The following is a 17,010-nucleotide window of genomic DNA, read 5'->3' as shown; positions in this document are numbered from 1 at the left end:
ACCGAGAGCTTGGATCATGCTTGTTGCCTGCTCCTCAATCCCGCCCACAAAGCTACGGCCCTTTGCGCTGAGCGTCCTGCTAGCGTGCGGTCCAAGCATGGCTCTGGACACCGGCAGCATCACGTCTTCCGTGCTTTCGCCAAATTGTCTCGAATATAGGGTCGTCGGCATTTGTTTCTGGCTCCTCTGCACGCCCTTCGGCTGCACAGTCAAAACCTCGACCAAGGTTCGTCATTTCATTCCTGAGCTGGTGGTCTCGAGCTACGCCACCACCGGCAATAACTCCTGGACCGAAATGGCCACCCTCTCCTATCCCATCAGCGGTGCGGAAGGTGGCGGCAACCTAATCACCCCGAACACTCACCGCGACAACCTGCCCCGCTTCAAGAACGTCGATGGCATCGGCCACCCCGGTGGCTGGATCGCAACGCAACTGGCTTCGCAATCTGGCTATGCCTGCGCCAGTGGTGCAACTGCTTTCATACCCTACTACCTGAGCACCTTGGACTCGCTGGCGTGGCGCCATGGCATCCCGGAAAGCTTTTACCCCGAAGCTCTCATGCCGGGGATACGAGAAATCGGTCGTCAGGCTTCGGGAAACATGTGGGGCAACGTCTATCCCCGCCAAGGCTTTCTGGTACAGCCCGACGATTTCAAGGCGGCCGCAGTCATGGCGCAACGGGCGGGCGATGTGATTACCCGCAACTGGCAGCCGCATGTGTACTTACCACTCACGCCCGCCAAACGCGACGGCTACTGGCCACCCGGCCCGATCGTTGAAAACGACGCTTCGACCCACAAATGGCAATTGCTCTACCCTCAGGTTCAACCGACATGCGCCATCTTCCCCAGTGATCCGGTACAGAGTGCGGATGGCGGCTACGCCTGGTCGTTGTGGCGTCCCTACACCTGCTGCAAGCGCGAGGGGCACACCTTTCTGTTCAGCATCGACTTCGAAGGCGGTGCGTCATGAGTCGGTTTCTCGCACGACCATGGTTGGGCGTGGTGAGTCTGTTGCTCTACGGACTGCTGACCGTTGTCCTCCATGTCCACGCCGCCGAGGGCGATTACCGCCTGGGCACTCAAGGCGAAGTGCTCGATGACCGGGTGATGTACACCATCGGTGGCGGTTCGGCAGTCGGCTCACCAAGCTCGCTCTACCGACCCAGCGGTCTCGGCGTCGGTGGCTCTTGGCGAGCAAACATGATGTGCGGAAACATGAGCCTCACCAACACCCTGCAAAACCAGCTGAACGGCGCCACCGAAGGTTTCCAGCAGATCATGGGCAGCATCGTGCAGAACGCGACCCAAGCGGTGATGTCGCTGCCGGCGTTGATCATCCAGCGCGCCAACCCCGGCCTCTACGAGTTGTTGAGTAACGGGGTGATGCAAGGGCGTATCGACTTCGATCGCTCCAAACTGACCTGCCAAGCCATGGCCGAGAAGATGGCGGACAAGGTCGGTCAAGCCGGCTGGGGTGCGCTGGCCAAGAACGAGGAAATGCAGGGCAATCTGGAGCAAACCGGCGGTGATGCGGTGGCGGCGGTAAAAAACACCGAGACCCATAACGGCAACAATGGGGTGTCCTGGGTCGGCGGCCAGAAGGCTGGAGGTAGCGGGCAGACACCCATCCGAGTGACCGCCGACGTAGTGCGCGCAGGCTATAACCTGCTGCATAACCGGTCGGTGGATGACAGTGCCTCAATCAGTAGCGGCGATTGCCTGGGTGGGGCTATTTGCCAGACATGGACCTCGCCCCAGGAGGAATCCGAATGGGCCGTTCGCGTGCTGGGCGAGAGCGAAGTCTCGACCTGCGACAGCTGCGAAACCCTGCGTGCAACCGCGGGCAGCGGATTGACGCCGCTAATCCAGGAGGCCTACAGCGAAGGTCTCAAGGGCCTGCAAGGGCTGCTGTCCGGTTCACTGTCGCCTACCCCTGACAACCTGGCTAAAGCCTCGAGCCCAATGCTGCCGGTGACCCGTGGCGTGATCGAAGCCTTGCGCGACGATCCCGACCAGGATCTGCTGGCGAGACGCCTGGCCAGCGAGACGGCCCTATCCAGCGTACTCGATAAGGCACTGCTGCTACTGCGCACGTTACTGGCGGGCAGTCACGAACCGAACATTGCTTCCGCCAAGCCGGCCCAAACCGCCTTGACGAAAAACATGGACGCTCTGGAGCGCGAAATACGCCTGCTGCAAACCGAACTGCAGGTCCGGCAGATGTTGGCCACCAACACCGCCAGCCTGGTGCTCGATCGGCATGCCGGCGGTGCTGATGCTTCGCGCACCGTCGAGCAAGGCGACCCCGAGCCCGGTCGACTGAATAATGCTGACGCCAGGCGCAAGTGAGCTGTGAAACGCTCACCGCTATTCACTTTGCTTTCGAGTCTGGGGATTGCCGCGGTGATGATCCTGACCGCCGCACTGGTCGCCTGGATCGGCTGCACTGCGCTGGGTAGTTTCGAGGCCTGGCAGCAGGCATTCGAATCCGCACGACCTTATCTGCGGGGGTGGCGCACCCTACTTTACGGCGCCCTCTTTGCCCTCTGGTGGAACCTGCTTCGACGCTACCGACATCGACCACAGGATCGACTACGCGTGCAACGCATAGGGGCATTAGGGTTCGTGCTCTTTACCTGCGTCGAACTCACCCGACTGTGAGGTCACCCCCATGCTTATGAGCACCAACAGCTACCTGGAGTTTTACCTCTCCCTGCTGGCCTGGATCATCAACAACGGCCTCTGGAGCGTCCTGTCCGACACCGGGCTATTCGCTGCGCCCTTTGGTGCAATCATCTTGCAGGAGTGGTTGTCTGCCCGTCAGCAAGGCGCGGATGAAGGCAACAAGGGACTGCTCTCGGTGCCGCGGATCGAGAACCGATTGTGGTTGGCCTACATAGTCGTGTTGTTCGGTTGCGCGCCGGTCTTTCCGTTGAGCCTCGCATCGATGGCGTTCGATGATGCGGCGAGTCAGCGCTGCGGCGTGAGTGTGGCCAAACCGACGGAAACCGCCTGGGGGACGACCTTCAATACTATCGGCGAACGCTCCGCCAATGTGCCGATCTGGTGGTTTCTGGTGCATGCCTTGAGCAAAGGCGTGACTGCGTCAGCCACTGCCTCTATCCCTTGCGCACCGGATATCCGGCAGATGCGCATGGAGATCGACAGTTCGCGCATCGACAACCAGGTACTGCTGCAGGAAGTCGCCGACTTCACCCGCGACTGCTATGGCTATTCCCGCTCTCGGCTGTTCACCAACCGTCCGCAGTTGGACAAGGCACAAAGTCACGACGCGTCCTGGATCGGCTCAAACTTTTTTCTCGATACGCCCGGCTACTACGATACGGATCGTTCACGCAGGCCGCGCGTCAACTGGCCCTATGATGAAAACCGCGATGTTTCCTTGCCTCGGTTAGAGAATGGCGCGGGCTACCCCACCTGCAAGCAGTGGTGGAGCGACAGCGGTGTCGGCTTGCGCGGGCGCTTGATCGAGCAGGTCGATCCTTCGCTGCTGACTCAGTTGAACGGTTGGTTGACTGGCCGTTCGGGCAACGAGATAGAGGATGCCACCCTCCGTGAGTTGGTCAGCCCGCGCCAGCAATCGATGTCCATGTCGCCCGGACAGGTGTACCAGGACTATGGTTCCAGCGCTCGTGGCGGCTCGATCAATCAGGGGCTTAATAACCTGGCCACCAATACCGGATTGGCCCTCGGCTCCTTCAGCAACTTCCCGGCAATGAATGCACTACGCGCCGCTCTGCCAATGGTGCAGGCCTTCCTCATCATGGGCGTCATCATCAGCTTGCCGTTGATCCTGCTGGTCAGTACCTATCAGTTGAAGACCGTCATGACAGTGACGTTCGCACTGTTCACCTTACACATGCTGACCTTCTGGTGGGAGCTGGCGCGCTGGGTCGACTCCAGCATGCTCGATACCTTGTACAACCAAGTTTCGGCTTCCAATCAAGTGCTGTTATCGCTGCCCACATCCGGGTTTATGGATGGGACTGTCACGGCGCAGGTAATTGAGTATGTGATGGGGGCGATGTTCATCGTGCTGCCGATGCTATTTCTAGGAGCCATGAGCTGGGCAGGATATTCAGTCGGCAACGGGATTCAAGGTATGTTGGCGAACGGTAGCAAAGCTGCAAGTGACTCAGCGAGCAAAGGTGCGGATCAAATATTGGGTGCTGCTAAGCGCTCAATTAGATGACTTGCTGTCGCCTATATAATGCCCATTGTCGTCGAAGTCACCGATGTAGAGGTCAGCACCTAGGTAGTCTGGCCCTGGATTTTTCTCTTGTTGATCGGCACCAATAAAAACTCTGAGCCATAGCAAAGTAGTGACAGCCAGCATCATCACAATGAAAGTAACCATCCAAGCACTGACAAAAAGCAATCCTCCGATCAATGCCAGTTTGGCAATCAAAAAACTCCCGCGAACAAGTAATTTACCTGCGGGCATACCTGCCGTCACCGCACGCTCAACCACGCGGTACTCAAACGTTTTCAACTTACGGTAACCACGCTTTACCGACATGCCACATGTGTAGACCCAGCGGTGGGCACGGGAAACTTGAACGGGATTCTGCGTCTGCATGTTCTCGCCCTCTTCTGAGCGTTTTCATGATTGAGACAGGAGTAATAGCGTACTACTGAAATCGGCCCGTGCCTGACCGTTTATCAGTTTGCCCCAGCCGAAAAATCTTCACTGGAAGACAGAAGACAAGCTCCGTGAAACAGCGTCTCTACAGTCATTGACCCATACAAATCGTCCGGCTAAATACAAGGTATGGATCGCTGTTATCGACAGCACCTTCCCAGGTAGCCAGAGCCTTCAAGGCTACGTTCACTTCGGTGATGGTTCTCCCCAAGTGCGATTAGCGTTCGGTGGCTCGCACGGTGACCGTTTCTACGGTGATGAACGCCTACTGCTCTTCTGAGCGCCTTTCGAGCGCTGCTCGTGAGGTAAGCCCTCTTGATTTTCTTCAACCCACTGCGGGGAAATCTTTCCCCGCACGGGACAGGTTTCTTCGCGTATTCAACGGAGACATACCATGCCCGACTTACTTACACCGGAAACACTGAACACCCTTCGGTTGCCCATCGTGTTCACTCCTGGCGCGTGGCAACGCGCAGTACTGCTCGAGTGTTCAGATCACGCTGAGAAGCTGAAGGTCGATCGGCTGAGCCACGTATTGCGCGCAGCCTTCGAGGCTCACCTCGCCTCTCCACACGAGCCCTATGTACTGTTCGAGGTAGTACACATTCAACCAACAGATCACTTAGACCATGATCCGTTGCTGCAATTGAGTCTCAGCCTACTCCAAGAGCCGGACCAGCCTGGCGCATTGCTGATCGCTCTTGTAGGAGAGCACCAGCGCTGAGTGCACACGACTGTACTCGACGCTCAGATCCACACTCAGACGGCATGCAAGACCTGCATCAATCCACCCACACCCAATCGGGGAACCCTCCCCGACGGGTAAGGCGTTCCTTCGTTTTCTCTCGAGGAAAATGCCATGCGCGATATCTACCAAGACGTGACTGACAAGATCGTTGCCGCTTTGGACCAAGGCGTTGCCCCCTGGATCAAACCCTGGTCCTCAAGTGGCTCAGCTTACATCGGTCATCAACCCTACCCCATCAATGCCATCACGCGTCGTCCCTACTCGGGCATCAATTTACCGTTGCTTTGGGCCGAGGCCAGGTTGCAGGGATTCACTCAAGATCGTTGGCTGACCTTCAACCAAGCCAAAAAAACCGGTGGGCACATCCGTAAGGGTGAGCACAGTACCCTGGCGGTGCTCTACAAGCCGATGGAGCGTGAGGAGCAAAGCGAGTCAGGCCAACCCGTACTCGATGAAAACGGTCAGCTCAAGGTCACTCACTTTGGCATTCTCCGGACGCATTTCCTGTTCAACATCGAGCAAACGGAGGGGCTCGAAATGCTCAATGAAACCCTGCTCGAGACGGAACAGAGTGATCCCTTCCAGCCCAACAGCGCTGCGGAAAATCTGCTGTTAAGTTCGGGTGCACACATCGTTCATCGATCTGCCAACGAAGCCTTTTACCACCCGATCAGGGATCTCATCCATCTGCCGACAAAAGCGCAGTTTCAAGACGAGGGTGGATACTACGCCACTGCACTTCACGAGCTGACGCACTGGACTGGGCATCACTCTCGGTTGCAACGCGAGGGTGTGACGTCATCCTGTCCTTTCGGCTCGCCAGGCTACGTGTTTGAGGAGTTGATCGCCGAGATGGGCGCTGCTTTTTTATGTGCCTACGCCGGTATACGGGGGGAGCTGCGGCACGAGGGCTACATCGACTCCTGGCTCGGCCTGCTCAAGGCTGACAAACGCGCGATCTTTCGCGCCAGTGGTCACGCCCGAAGCGCATCGGAGTATGTGCTCAACCTGGAGCAGCAACTGAAGCAAGCGGTCCTAGTTGATTCGCTATGCATGAACGATGGAGCTTAATCGTTACCTCACCGCTGCAATCGCTTCACAGGGCCCAACGCGAGTTGAGCCCTTTTTTCTGTTTCCAGAAAACAGAAGGCATCACGCCTTGGGCCCCTCACGCAATGAACAAGAGAGGGGCGCACACCCGCAGCATGTCAATCCGCATCCAGGTTCTGCGCCAGAAAATCCACCAGCTCGAGGGGACTCTGGCTGTCGATCACCTTGTAGATCAGATCGCGCTTACTGCGCGGCAACTTCTTGACCACGCTCTTCGCCGAGGCCCTGACGGCTTCGTCGGTCCCATGGATACGTGCCGCGAGCAGCAGCACGAGCGTAGCGTCAGTGAGGTTCATGGTAAGGCCCAAAAAATATGCACCGCAGTGTACCGACTCTTTTCTTTGCCGTACTAGCCCCCAACAAAACGATATCCAGCAGTATCAATATTCCGATTGCCGCAGAAAGGGACACGAGCCAAAAGGACGGGTAAGGGTTGGAAGGGAATGGGCACTCAAGGGTAAGAGCGCTATCCGAAAAGGCTAAAAGGCCGATGACCCAGCCACTTCCGGAGGTCACGATGCTCAGTCTGTTTCGCCACAAAAGGCAGAAGCCCCCTCCGCCACCGACCGTCAACGTCGCCGAAGGTTACCTGTCCATCGAGTCAGCCCATACCCTCTTAGCAGTGGAGCACCGCCGTCAGTTACTCGATCGCATCTGGCAATACACCGCCCTCTCCCACGTCCAATTCACCCAGCTCTACTTAAATCCGATCCATCGCTACGCCGAACAGGTCCAGCAACTCCCGGCCAGCGAGACGCACCACCATGCGTATCTCGGTGGCATGCTCGACCATGGCCTGGAGCTGGTCGCTTGCAGTTTGAAACTGCGTCAGTCGTATCTGCTTCCCACCGGCGCCGCGCCCGAAGACCAAGCCGCCCAGACCGATGCCTGGTCGGCTGGCATCGCCTATGGCGCCCTGCTGCATGACATCGGCAAGATCGCCGTGGACCTGCTGGTCGAACGCCAGGATGGCCGTGTTTGGCATCCTTGGCAGGGCTCCCTGGATCAGCCCTACCGTTTTCGTTACATCAAGGGTCGTGACTACCACCTGCACGGCGCCGCCGCAGGCTTGCTCTACACCCAAATTCTCGACCGCCCAATCCTCGATTGGCTCAGTGGATTTCCGCCACTGTGGGCCAGTCTGCTGTATGTCCTGGCGGGCCAGTACGAACGTGCCGGCGTGCTCGGTGAGTTGGTGATGCAGGCCGACCGAGTTTCCACCGCACAGAACATCGGTGGTAACCCGAGCAAGGCGCTGCAAGCGCCGATTCATTCGCTGCAACATCACTTGATCAGCGGACTGCGTCATCTGGTTCAGCACGAGCTGAAACTCAACCAGCCGGGTGCCGCGGGATGGCTGACCCAGGACGCACTCTGGCTGGTCAGCAAGACGGTCACGGACAAGCTGCGAGCCTATCTGCTGTCGCAAGCGATAGAGGGCATTCCCTCATCCAACATCGCGGTGTTCGACGAACTACAATCGCATGGGCTGGTCGAGTCTACCCCCGAAGGCAAAGCCATCTGGACCGCGCTCGTGGCACAGGGAAACTGGCAGCAGAGCTTCACCTTTCTAAGGCTTCAGCCGGCATTAATCTGGGGAAGCGAAGACCGCCCCGAAACTTTCAGCGGAACGGTGAGCGTGGCACTCGATGACCACCCGACTGACACTCCGGCATCACCAGCAGCGCCCGAGACTGTCAGTACAGGATCGCGTCAAAGCTCTTCGCTGGCAGATCCCAGGGCGATAGAAGACGCTGACTATCTCGGAACGTTGTTGGATATGTTCGAGCTGGAAGAGCCTGAGGCCAGCAACGCATCGTCAGCAGGCACCCTCGAAATCTCAAATCCCCCATCGGACAACCCTGGTCAGGCATTCCTGAATTGGCTCAAGGAAGGCATCCTCAGCCATAAGCTGATCATCAATGACAGCAAGGCCAAAATCCACACGGTGAGTGGCAGCGTATTACTGGTCACACCTGGCCTCTTCCAACGCTACGCGCAGGAGTTTCCTGGTATCTCACAGGGGGCCGATCAAGAAACTGAAAAATGGCGCTGGGTACAGAAGCAGTTTGAAAAACTGAAGATCCACAGGAAGCGTGAGGACGGTCTGAATATCTGGACGTGCCAAGTGCACGGCCCCAGGAAAACAGCCACTTTGAAGGGATATCTGATTGAGGAACCGAAGCTATTTTTTGAATGGATACCACCCGATAATCCCTTTCTTAAAATTGAGAAAGCTTAAATCCCCCAAGGATCTCATTTCGGGTCGAAGCGCGAGACTGCCTCATCGACGCCTTCGTTATCCAAGACGCTGGGTGATAAATCCGGAAGTACTCTTGGTGAGGTACCACGTCAGGATGCAGATCACCGGCACGGCAAGAGCAATCGTTAGAAGAGATATGATGATCTTGACAGACGACCTAAATGTTTTGCAGGAAGAGACCCCATCTCGGGTTTCAAGTCCGCCCACCGACTTGTATGCTCTGTAGCGATCAAAATCGCTCCCGCGACAACCGTGACGTTGTCACTGTTCAGACTTTTCGTCGGTAAACCATCTCCATGACCATCGCCATCACTGCACCCGAGAAGTTCAACTTTCAGGATTTGGCCTGCCTGGAAATGATGTTGCGCTTCGAAAACAAAACTCAAGCGAACTTTTACGTCGAACCTCTGGGTGGAGAGGACGGGGAGATCCGATTTGATGGCACAGCAACAGGCCGCCGGGTAGAAATCCAAATCAAAGGGTCGGAGCTACCGGTCAAGCTGTTGGACATTGCCAAATATCTGGCTCATTGCCCACCACGGAAAAGTAACGGCACCTTGCTCGAGCGTTTATTGGACGACCCAGAGCTTACCGTGCTGTTCATAGTCTCCGGTCGTTGCGATGATCAGACGGCGCTTTATTCCGTGGCACCTGATTGGTTGGGCGCCAGTCACGGAAAGCCGATCAAGGTGACGGATGCCCAGGCATTCATTGATGTATGGTCCAGCTGTTCTTCGCCCCATGAGGACGATAAGGACTTGGCAATCAAGCGCAAGAATCACTGCCTGACGCTGGCCGGGAAGCTTTCAACATCGGAAATACGCGATGCCTTTCAACGGCTGATCATCCTTGAACGGGTGAGCAACAACTCTTTGCTAGCGAGCTGCTCCGAACATTTGAGGCGGTCTTGGCGTGTCCCTGATGATCGAATTGACCAGGTTATTCTTGAGCTACGGGAGATCGTTAGCGCATCGAAAAGCCTTACCCACCTGATCGACTCATTCCCAAAAGTACGCGCATTGCTCAACACCATTGCTCCCCTGAGCATCCGCCCCACGGACTATGTCGCACGTGGCCAGGAGCAGGCATGGTTCACTCACTTGTCTCGTCATGGCGTACTGCTGCTTTCGGGCTTGCCACGAGTCGGTAAAACCTCTTCTGCGCGCTGGGTCGCTGCAGAGTTCGAGCAGCTCGGGTATGAAGTACGACGGTACTCTGATATCGACGACGCAGAACGATTTCTATCGCAACCAGGTACAGCGAGTCGGTTGGTGGTATTGGACGACCCTCTCGGTGGAACGCATTCGGTGGTCGAGCCGGTAAGGGTCCTTCGTCGACTCGAGCAACTGACAATCGAGTTAAGCCGAGGAACTCGGCGAAAACTGATCGTCGCCCAAGTGGAAAACCATCTGCTGACCGCCAGTCGCAAAGCGAACTTGAATCTTCTGAAAACGGCAGGTCACCAATGGTGGGATCTGGGCCAGTCCGGCAGCCTTTTCAAGGGACAGCTGTGGAGTCAGTTTGCATCTACGGAGCAAGTCCCCGATCCCATTCGCTCATACGTGCAAAATGCTGTTGACCAAGGGGCCTTGGATTTAGAGCCCGGTTGCTTGCTCCACTTGGCCAGCCACCATTACGAGTATGAGGGAGGCTGTGACCTGGACAACCTATACCGTTTCGCGAGGGTCGATGCAGCTAGCCTCGGACACGCTCTCACGGAGCAAGGGTTTAGCAGCATCCTATTGGGAATGTCTGTCGCCTCCAGTGTCAGCGAGCCGATTTCGTCACAGATGCTGGCCGTTTTGGTGGACAAACAAAACGAGGACTCAGAAGCCGCGATCTTAGCCGCAGGTTCACTGTTCGATGATCTTTTCGGTATTCCGTTAGAGCAACTTGCAATGCCATCCATTCCTCAAGACAGGGACAAAGAGGCACAACTCGCCTCGCTGGCCAGTAAGAGGATCATTGAGGTAGTTGCACAAAAAAATATTGCGTTCAGTCACCCGTTTTATCGCTCGGCTGCAGAGGCTAGTCTCGACGACGTCAATTCGTTCAACGTCGACCGGGTCACCAAAGTGATTGCCCAAGGCTTATTCTGTTGGATACCAAGCACATCTCGCGCCACTGCACGTAACCTCGATTGGGTTTTCCAGAGCCTCGTTCAACTGCCTGAGGCTCGCCAGCAAATAGTCGACTACGCCGAGCGTGGATTGAAATCGGTCTTTCCTTCGACTCGTGACCTTTGTTTCAACTTTCTACTTCGCCACCTGAGCGTACTTCAGGCTGATGTACGCCATCGGCTACCTCAGTGGGTGTCAGCAGTCAGTTACTTGACCCTCGATGACATGGAATGGCGTAACGGTGAGGCGCGCCTGTCAGACGAGGCCGGACAGGGGTTTCGTAACCTTGGGAACTGGGGAGCGAAGCCGTCACTGGACGAGGGAGAGCTAGACCTATGGGGAGCTAAGGACAGCCCGTTACCAACGCCTGAGCAGGCAGCTCGAGTGCTCAGTTATTACAAAGACAACCTGGAAACCATGACCTTAGGCAGCATGGGCCGTTTGCTTAGTTTCAATGAGGCCGTAATTCGCGCGGAAGCAGTCGAACTGTGGCTGCAGTTTCCGCGAGCGGACGACGACGAGGTCATACTGCGCATTTTCCGCGAGGACCATCCACTGGTAGCGCTTGCAGCTCTTAAAGGAACGGTTAAAGGCTGGAACCAATGGACAGAACCGCGGCGAACGCTAATTCTGGAAGGCTTGGCAAGACAAGTTGGCGTCCCCAGCGCAGCAACAGTCGTCATCGCGAAGTTGCTGCTATTCGGTCGTGTGGAGCACACGGGAAAGCAGACTCCCTGGCGGATCTTTGCCACGCTGATGCCGATTGCATTGAGCTCGCTCCCACACAACGCACCAATCGTTGACGCTCGGCTCCACGATGTTTGTCTTCAGTCAACAAAATATCTGCAACCTGCCGAGATGATCGACATCTGCGATGCCTGGACCGGTTGGCTCGAGCGCATGCTTCACGATCAGCGTATTCCTGCAGACTTTGCCCTAGGTGTTGTCGAGATTTTGATGCATGCCACAAGGATGCATCCAGAGCTGAGAAAGTCGCGCATTGAACACCTGCTCGCCTTCAAGGACTCGGGAGCGGTACTGGCGTTCACTGCAGACTTGATACACCACGTTGAGCAGCTGACAGATGTTGAGCATCAGAAGCTTATGAAAGTTTGTCTCGAACCACGCCCGGACAGCCGATGGATATCTGCGGCGTTGCTGATGCTAAGTCAAACCCCGTCTTCTGTACTGCACCAGATTCTTCCTTCGGGATTGACGGTCGATTCCTCACCAAAACAGCTTGTAGAACAGCTGCCACTGCCACTACTTGAGGCGGTGATGGACATATTTTACGGCGTCAGAGGTCCTTTGGGTCAGCTCGGTATCGGTAGAGCCAATTCGCACATTTGGATGCCTGTTTTCGAACTGATTGCGAGCCTACCAGAGCATGCCTTATTCAATGACATGTGGGAGCATTTGGCCAGCGAAGGTTGGCATGAGACAGACCAAGTCGTGACACGTCTGATCCGGGCAAATGCCACCTCTGACAGCGAACGAATTCTCGACATTCTGATTCGGGTCACTTCGCGCTCAGGGAACCCTCTGCCACAGAGCTGGAAGCTGCTATTGGGTCGGGCGCCCGATCCACAGACGCGAGAACGTTGGCTGAAAAAAGTACTGGTGTTGGGGCCGGTGATCCTGCGGGATCTTAGCGAGTTGGACGATTGGCTAGTAGAGAAACAGGATCAACGAGGATTCTGGGAGGTGTTCAAGGAAGATGGGGCCTTGTTGAGATTCACAGCAGCATTAAAAGAAGGTATGCCCGGCATCGACCTTCATGGTCCGCATCTCGCCTCCATCCTTGAGATCTGTATCGACAAATGGAACGGACAGTTCGCCGATACTTACTCCATCCTGCAGAGGCGGTTCACCACCTTAGGTATCACCAGCCCGGAGTTATTGGCACTTCTAGAACAACGACGGCATCAGGCAATCAACAATGCCACCCAGTTGCGCACGCAAACTTACGCACCTTGGCCCCCAACTGATTGGATTGGACCATGACGCCTACCATTTGAGGCGCGGCACTAGTCTGTAGTGATCTCGGGAACGGCAGCGTCGCTCAGAAGCTGATACAGCTCGGCCACACGACGCCGCTGGCCGCGCTCTCGACAGAAAGCAAAGATCGCGCGCTGCTTGGCGCGTGTGAGTGCCACGAAAAAAGTTGCAAGGCCTTCGGCGTTACCCGGTGTGTGTGCCCACCAAGCATGATCATCAAGGCCGACGAAGACAATGGTGTCGTATTCGAGTCCCTTGCTCTTGTGGACGGTCATCAGTGGAATTTGCTCGAGGCCCTCAAAGGCATCCAGACAGATCGTCCAGTTCGCAGCCCCCCTCGCCGAAGCGGCGAGATGCAACTGGAAGGCTTCGACCATGATTGCGAGCAGATCGCCTGATGAATATTCAAGGTAGGTTCGCGCTACTGCTGAGAGATCCAGGAATGCCAGTACTCGGTTTACGAGGGTCGTGACACTCACCTCCGTCGGGGGAGTGTTTCTCATCTCCGCTCGCATCGTCGCCAAGAAGGCTGTGAGCTCGGCGTCAGTGCGTGCTTCGGTGATGTCGTCACCGTCCGCTAACGCTCGCACTGCCGAGAGTGCAGCAGAGCATATTTGCCATGCGTCCGGAGCGCGCTGCGTTGAACCGAGTCGAAATAAGCCGATCGCAATTCTAGCGAACTCATCTGAGAGTAGATCCTGCAGAGTCGTACGTCCGAGTGAGTGGCTTTCATTTCGCAGTCGTAGGCCCGCTTGGGCAAACGTCGCAGCAAGATCGGCCTCGACATCGTCGGACTTTTGCTTGACCAAGATTGCGTAATCTCGAGGTGCACGGCCGCGCGTTGCCATATCGGTCGCGAGCCACCGCGCAAGGTATTCGGCTTCGCGCGAAATCGTCGGAATATTCCAAACCTGGGCGACATCGCCGTCGACCTGCCGCACAGCCTGGGCCACAGTGAGCGCGCTATGGGGATCTAGCGCTCTTGCGACGACATGCTGGATTCGGACGAGATCTGGCGAGGATCGGAAATTGAAAAGTAGCTGAATGCGAGTAGCAGCAAAATCTATCGCAAACCGCTCAAAGGCATCGGTTCGTGCACCAGCCCAAGTCATTATGCGTTGTTTGTCATCTCCGACCGCCGTCACAGCAATTTCGCCGCCGCTAAATGCCGAGAGCAGGAAGTCGTACTGCGCGAAGGTTGTGTCCTGAAATTCATCCACAAAGACGAACGGATAGGTCAACTGGAGTGCGCGCCGTATGTGCGGGCAGGAACGCAAGAGCAATTCAGCTAATCGATTGATGATTACAAATGTGAGGGTGGACCGGGGCTGCGTTGCTAGCTGTCCTGCCAACCAGCGCTGGATGATGAACTCCGCACCCGATTGCGGCGCTTGTTGCGTGATAGGGAGACGGTAGGCACCGACATGGCGAGCTTCAAAACTTTCAGCGTGAAAGCCCGCGATCTCAGTCCGCCATTGCGGGGGAGCAGTGTTGCTGGAAAGGTTCAAGAACCCCTCTTTCTGCCGACGAGTGGGGAATACGAGGTCGTATGGACGGGTCGGACACCAGTGAGCGGGAATAGCTGACAAGAACCGATCAACCAAGCCTTTGGCGAAGGCGTCGAAGGTGAGCGAAGTAAAGCGGTTAGCCAGTTCAGCCGGACACCGCTTGCGAACCCGTGTGGCGAGATTTTCTGCCGCATCGCTCTTGAAGGAGATTGCCAGGACGCGATAAGGCGCTGGGCATAACCCCGTTTCGAGTAGGTAAACGGCGCGTTGTGCGAGAAACTCGGTCTTTCCTGCGCCCGGACCGGCTATAACGCAGGTCGAGCCGGCTTGGCGCAATGCGCGCCACGCGTCAGGCTCAAGGTCATCTATACCTCGTGGTCGCCAATCTTGTGATCGGATGATTGGCATGATCAAAGCACTGGCGGTGCGGGTGGTACAGGTGGCGCTAGACGGGCAGCAATGGATGTCAGAATCGCCCGCAACTCCTCTGGAGCGCCTGCTGTTAAATCCTGGGATGTCTGCGCACTAAGAACACGGACGTGCGTGCTGGGCTTACCACGCCCAAGGAAAAGATAGCGATACCATCGCAAGAGTTGATCTTGGTCTGCACCATAGAGGTAGCCTTGACCTTCGTCGCCCAGCACCGCCGTACGTGGGTCACCCCGTTGCGACGGCCCCAGTCGACCGGGCTCAAGAACCTGGTACGCAGCAGGAAAGGCACGCATCATCGAATAATCAAGATCCAGAGGAGAGCAGAAAAACACGTTGAATCGTCGCAATGAAGTGGCCCAGTTAGTCAAACCGACGAAGTCTGTTATTAGGTGCGTATCAAAGACAGCCAGATTTGATGCAGGCCCCGCAGGGTCTGGCTGTGCGAAGATTGCCTGCGGCGAAACACCATTTTCTAAAAGTTGGGCGCATGCTGTCTTGATGCGGCCCCATCCGCCGCCGTCACGCCCCCAATCAAGATCGAGGAGCGTCGCGTAGGGGATGTCGAGATCAGCCAGGAGACGCCACAGATGATTGACGTGCCGCCCACCGAGGGGAACGACGGCAACGAAGGAACGATCTATGTCGAAGCCCATCGCCTCGGCGAGGCGTGGCAGCACCACTTCTTCGGTGGCGCCCTCCCCAAGCACCGCAAAGCGGGCGAAGTAAAGCTCAGGGTAGGTGCGGACGGCCTCTCGCACAAATTTCGATGCTTCCTCCTGACCGATCGGTAACTTAATAGCCCTAACCCGGGCAGTTCGGCTGGCTGGGTCGAGACGGAAATGCCTGACTTGCGACGGATCAACTCGCGCAAGAATGCTCGCTGAATGACTAGAAATAACCGCCTGAGCTCGATTCCCGCTCGTTAAATCTTCGATTTGCCGAACGATGCGTGAAAGGTAGAAAGGAGCGAGATTGTTCTCCGGTTCCTCGACCGCGATGAGCGTCAATGCAGGCAGAGGCACTCCGCCAGGCTGGAATCCAGCCGCCTCCGGGTCATCGGCGATACCGCCCTCGACATCCAGCGTTGCTGCCGTCATCGCTAAATGAAACAGCGAACGCTGTCCATCGCTCAGCTCGTCGAGCGCGCGCTCACGGCCTGCTATATCGGGATGGAAAACTACTTCGACCTTTCGGATGAACTCCTGAAAACGCAGGTCGACTGGCCGAAACAGTGGAGTCGTTTCAGTACCTGCGTTATGGACCTCTTGCCAACGTCGCTGCACAGCGGCTGCAACGAGGTCGACAGCAGGCTCACCGGCGAAGGCGCCATTCAGTGTGGCACCGGCTTCGGAGAATGTGTCCCGAACACCCTGAGACCAGTTGATTGCACGCCATAAACGTCCACGCAGAAAGGCCGTTACTTGGGATGCGCCATCGCGCGATGCGGGCACATAGATCATCTGGATGCGATTGCGGTCGATAGCCTTCAGCTCAATGCAATCAGCCTCGTTGAATTCTCCGAGGTTACGAACTGCGCGATATTTCTGCTCAATGAACCCGTCAAGTGATCCGTCATCTGTCCAGGTTGCTTCAAGCCTAAGTCGACATTTCAGCCGGCCTGCTTCGTCGGCGGCCATCTGGTTGAAGAACTCCGGAATAGCTACCCCATCACCTCCATTTTCCAGTTCGGGAAAAGCGATGATTGCCTCAAGCACAAAGGTACGCTGGACCGGCGCAGCAGTCTCATCGGCGGGAATATGAAAGTCATGGAGCCTCAGACGCCGATGCTCCCCGGTGATGCCGAAGAGCCGCTGAAGCGCCTGCATCACCGCGGTCTTGCCTGCACCATTGACGCCTATGAATGCCGTGAGACCGGGCGTGAGATCAATCGTCAACGCCTCAGGACCGAAGCATCGGAAATTGATCAGATTGAGCCGCTCAATGAACATATCTATACGACCTCCAGACTTGGAGTCTCGATTGTTTGGTGTAGTCGCTTGATGGTCAAGTGCGGTACCGATAGATCGATCGATTAATCGGTAAATACTCAACTCAGACCGCTGAAAATCATTCCAGGCCTTGTTGAGCCAATAGACATTGGCTTCGTTCAGGCATACTGGTGTTGCCGTTGGAAGCTATGAAGCCGTCTTGTACTTTAGCCATCA

12 protein-coding genes are annotated in these 17,010 nt (G+C 56.4%); 8 read left to right on the top strand and 4 right to left on the bottom strand.

Going from position 1 to position 17,010, the window contains the following annotated elements; translation table 11 throughout:
- Positions 1 to 16 precede the first annotated feature (16 nt).
- Genes AB9N64_RS02765 through AB9N64_RS02750 form a run of 4 tightly spaced genes read left to right on the top strand, consistent with a single transcriptional unit; the run spans position 17 to position 4,216 of the window.
- The gene (locus AB9N64_RS02765; protein ID WP_102879529.1) at positions 17 to 973 is read left to right on the top strand and encodes a TIGR03756 family integrating conjugative element protein; all 957 of its coding nucleotides are present in this window, start codon (positions 17 to 19) and stop codon (positions 971 to 973) included.
- The gene (locus tag AB9N64_RS02760) at positions 970 to 2,352 is read left to right on the top strand and encodes an integrating conjugative element protein (RefSeq protein WP_102879530.1); all 1,383 of its coding nucleotides are present in this window, start codon (positions 970 to 972) and stop codon (positions 2,350 to 2,352) included. Before AB9N64_RS02765 ends, AB9N64_RS02760 begins: the two co-directional genes overlap by 4 nt.
- 3 nt (positions 2,353 to 2,355) lie before the next feature.
- Positions 2,356 to 2,664, top strand: coding sequence for a hypothetical protein (locus AB9N64_RS02755; RefSeq protein WP_102879531.1), 309 nt, complete (start codon positions 2,356 to 2,358; stop codon positions 2,662 to 2,664).
- A gap of 10 nt (positions 2,665 to 2,674) precedes the next feature.
- Positions 2,675 to 4,216, top strand: coding sequence for a conjugal transfer protein TraG N-terminal domain-containing protein (locus AB9N64_RS02750; RefSeq protein ID WP_102879532.1), 1,542 nt, complete (start codon positions 2,675 to 2,677; stop codon positions 4,214 to 4,216).
- Here the strand turns inward: AB9N64_RS02750 and AB9N64_RS02745 are convergent.
- Complete coding sequence (locus tag AB9N64_RS02745; protein ID WP_102879533.1) at positions 4,205 to 4,603, bottom strand: DUF3742 family protein; 399 nt, start codon at positions 4,601 to 4,603, stop codon at positions 4,205 to 4,207. The two genes, AB9N64_RS02750 and AB9N64_RS02745, sit on opposite strands and share 12 nt — an antisense overlap.
- 457 nt (positions 4,604 to 5,060) lie before the next feature.
- Between AB9N64_RS02745 and AB9N64_RS02740 the strand changes: the two genes are divergently transcribed.
- Both AB9N64_RS02740 and AB9N64_RS02735 read left to right on the top strand, forming a co-directional pair.
- Positions 5,061 to 5,390 carry a hypothetical protein gene (locus AB9N64_RS02740; RefSeq protein ID WP_102879534.1) on the top strand — a complete coding sequence of 110 codons (330 nt, stop codon included), beginning with the start codon at positions 5,061 to 5,063 and terminating at the stop codon, positions 5,388 to 5,390.
- A gap of 135 nt (positions 5,391 to 5,525) precedes the next feature.
- Positions 5,526 to 6,485, top strand: a complete 960-nt coding sequence (locus AB9N64_RS02735; protein WP_102879535.1) for an ArdC family protein — start codon at positions 5,526 to 5,528, stop codon at positions 6,483 to 6,485.
- Between the two features lie 137 nt (positions 6,486 to 6,622).
- On the opposite strand, the gene AB9N64_RS02730 is transcribed toward AB9N64_RS02735, so the two are convergent.
- The gene (locus AB9N64_RS02730) at positions 6,623 to 6,820 is read right to left on the bottom strand and encodes a hypothetical protein (RefSeq protein WP_102880070.1); all 198 of its coding nucleotides are present in this window, start codon (positions 6,818 to 6,820) and stop codon (positions 6,623 to 6,625) included.
- Between the two features lie 221 nt (positions 6,821 to 7,041).
- Between AB9N64_RS02730 and mobH the strand changes: the two genes are divergently transcribed.
- Positions 7,042 to 8,766: a MobH family relaxase gene (mobH, locus tag AB9N64_RS02725; RefSeq protein ID WP_102880071.1), complete on the top strand. Its 1,725-nt coding sequence runs from the start codon at positions 7,042 to 7,044 to the stop codon at positions 8,764 to 8,766.
- A 317-nt stretch (positions 8,767 to 9,083) separates the two neighbouring features.
- On the top strand, positions 9,084 to 12,911 hold the full coding sequence (locus tag AB9N64_RS02720) for a hypothetical protein (protein ID WP_102879536.1): 3,828 nt from the start codon (positions 9,084 to 9,086) through the stop codon (positions 12,909 to 12,911).
- 23 nt (positions 12,912 to 12,934) lie between these two features.
- On the opposite strand, the gene AB9N64_RS02715 is transcribed toward AB9N64_RS02720, so the two are convergent.
- Entirely contained in the window at positions 12,935 to 14,821 is a 1,887-nt protein-coding gene (locus tag AB9N64_RS02715) for a UvrD-helicase domain-containing protein (RefSeq protein WP_102879537.1), read from the bottom strand.
- A 2-nt stretch (positions 14,822 to 14,823) separates the two neighbouring features.
- Positions 14,824 to 16,794 carry an ATP-dependent endonuclease gene (locus tag AB9N64_RS02710; RefSeq protein WP_102879538.1) on the bottom strand — a complete coding sequence of 657 codons (1,971 nt, stop codon included), beginning with the start codon at positions 16,792 to 16,794 and terminating at the stop codon, positions 14,824 to 14,826.
- Between the last annotated feature and the right edge of the window lie 216 nt (positions 16,795 to 17,010).

The organism is Pseudomonas sp. KT_2_4, assembly GCF_041410225.1.
Taxonomy (GTDB): Bacteria; Pseudomonadota; Gammaproteobacteria; order Pseudomonadales; family Pseudomonadaceae; genus Aquipseudomonas; species Aquipseudomonas paracarnis.
This window is presented reverse-complemented; position numbering and strand designations above follow the sequence as displayed.

What these genes read in the sequence shown, in the direction of transcription:
- AB9N64_RS02765 (WP_102879529.1), top strand. Translation starts at nt 17, where the DNA reads ATGCTTGTTGCCTGCTCCTCAATCCCGCCCACAAAGCTACGGCCCTTT.
- AB9N64_RS02760 (WP_102879530.1), top strand. Translation starts at nt 970, where the DNA reads ATGAGTCGGTTTCTCGCACGACCATGGTTGGGCGTGGTGAGTCTGTTG.
- AB9N64_RS02750 (WP_102879532.1), top strand. Translation starts at nt 2,675, where the DNA reads ATGCTTATGAGCACCAACAGCTACCTGGAGTTTTACCTCTCCCTGCTG.
- AB9N64_RS02745 (WP_102879533.1), bottom strand. Translation starts at nt 4,603, where the DNA reads ATGCAGACGCAGAATCCCGTTCAAGTTTCCCGTGCCCACCGCTGGGTC.
- AB9N64_RS02740 (WP_102879534.1), top strand. Translation starts at nt 5,061, where the DNA reads ATGCCCGACTTACTTACACCGGAAACACTGAACACCCTTCGGTTGCCC.
- AB9N64_RS02735 (WP_102879535.1), top strand. Translation starts at nt 5,526, where the DNA reads ATGCGCGATATCTACCAAGACGTGACTGACAAGATCGTTGCCGCTTTG.
- AB9N64_RS02730 (WP_102880070.1), bottom strand. Translation starts at nt 6,820, where the DNA reads ATGAACCTCACTGACGCTACGCTCGTGCTGCTGCTCGCGGCACGTATC.
- mobH (WP_102880071.1), top strand. Translation starts at nt 7,042, where the DNA reads ATGCTCAGTCTGTTTCGCCACAAAAGGCAGAAGCCCCCTCCGCCACCG.
- AB9N64_RS02720 (WP_102879536.1), top strand. Translation starts at nt 9,084, where the DNA reads ATGACCATCGCCATCACTGCACCCGAGAAGTTCAACTTTCAGGATTTG.
- AB9N64_RS02715 (WP_102879537.1), bottom strand. Translation starts at nt 14,821, where the DNA reads ATGCCAATCATCCGATCACAAGATTGGCGACCACGAGGTATAGATGAC.
- AB9N64_RS02710 (WP_102879538.1), bottom strand. Translation starts at nt 16,794, where the DNA reads ATGTTCATTGAGCGGCTCAATCTGATCAATTTCCGATGCTTCGGTCCT.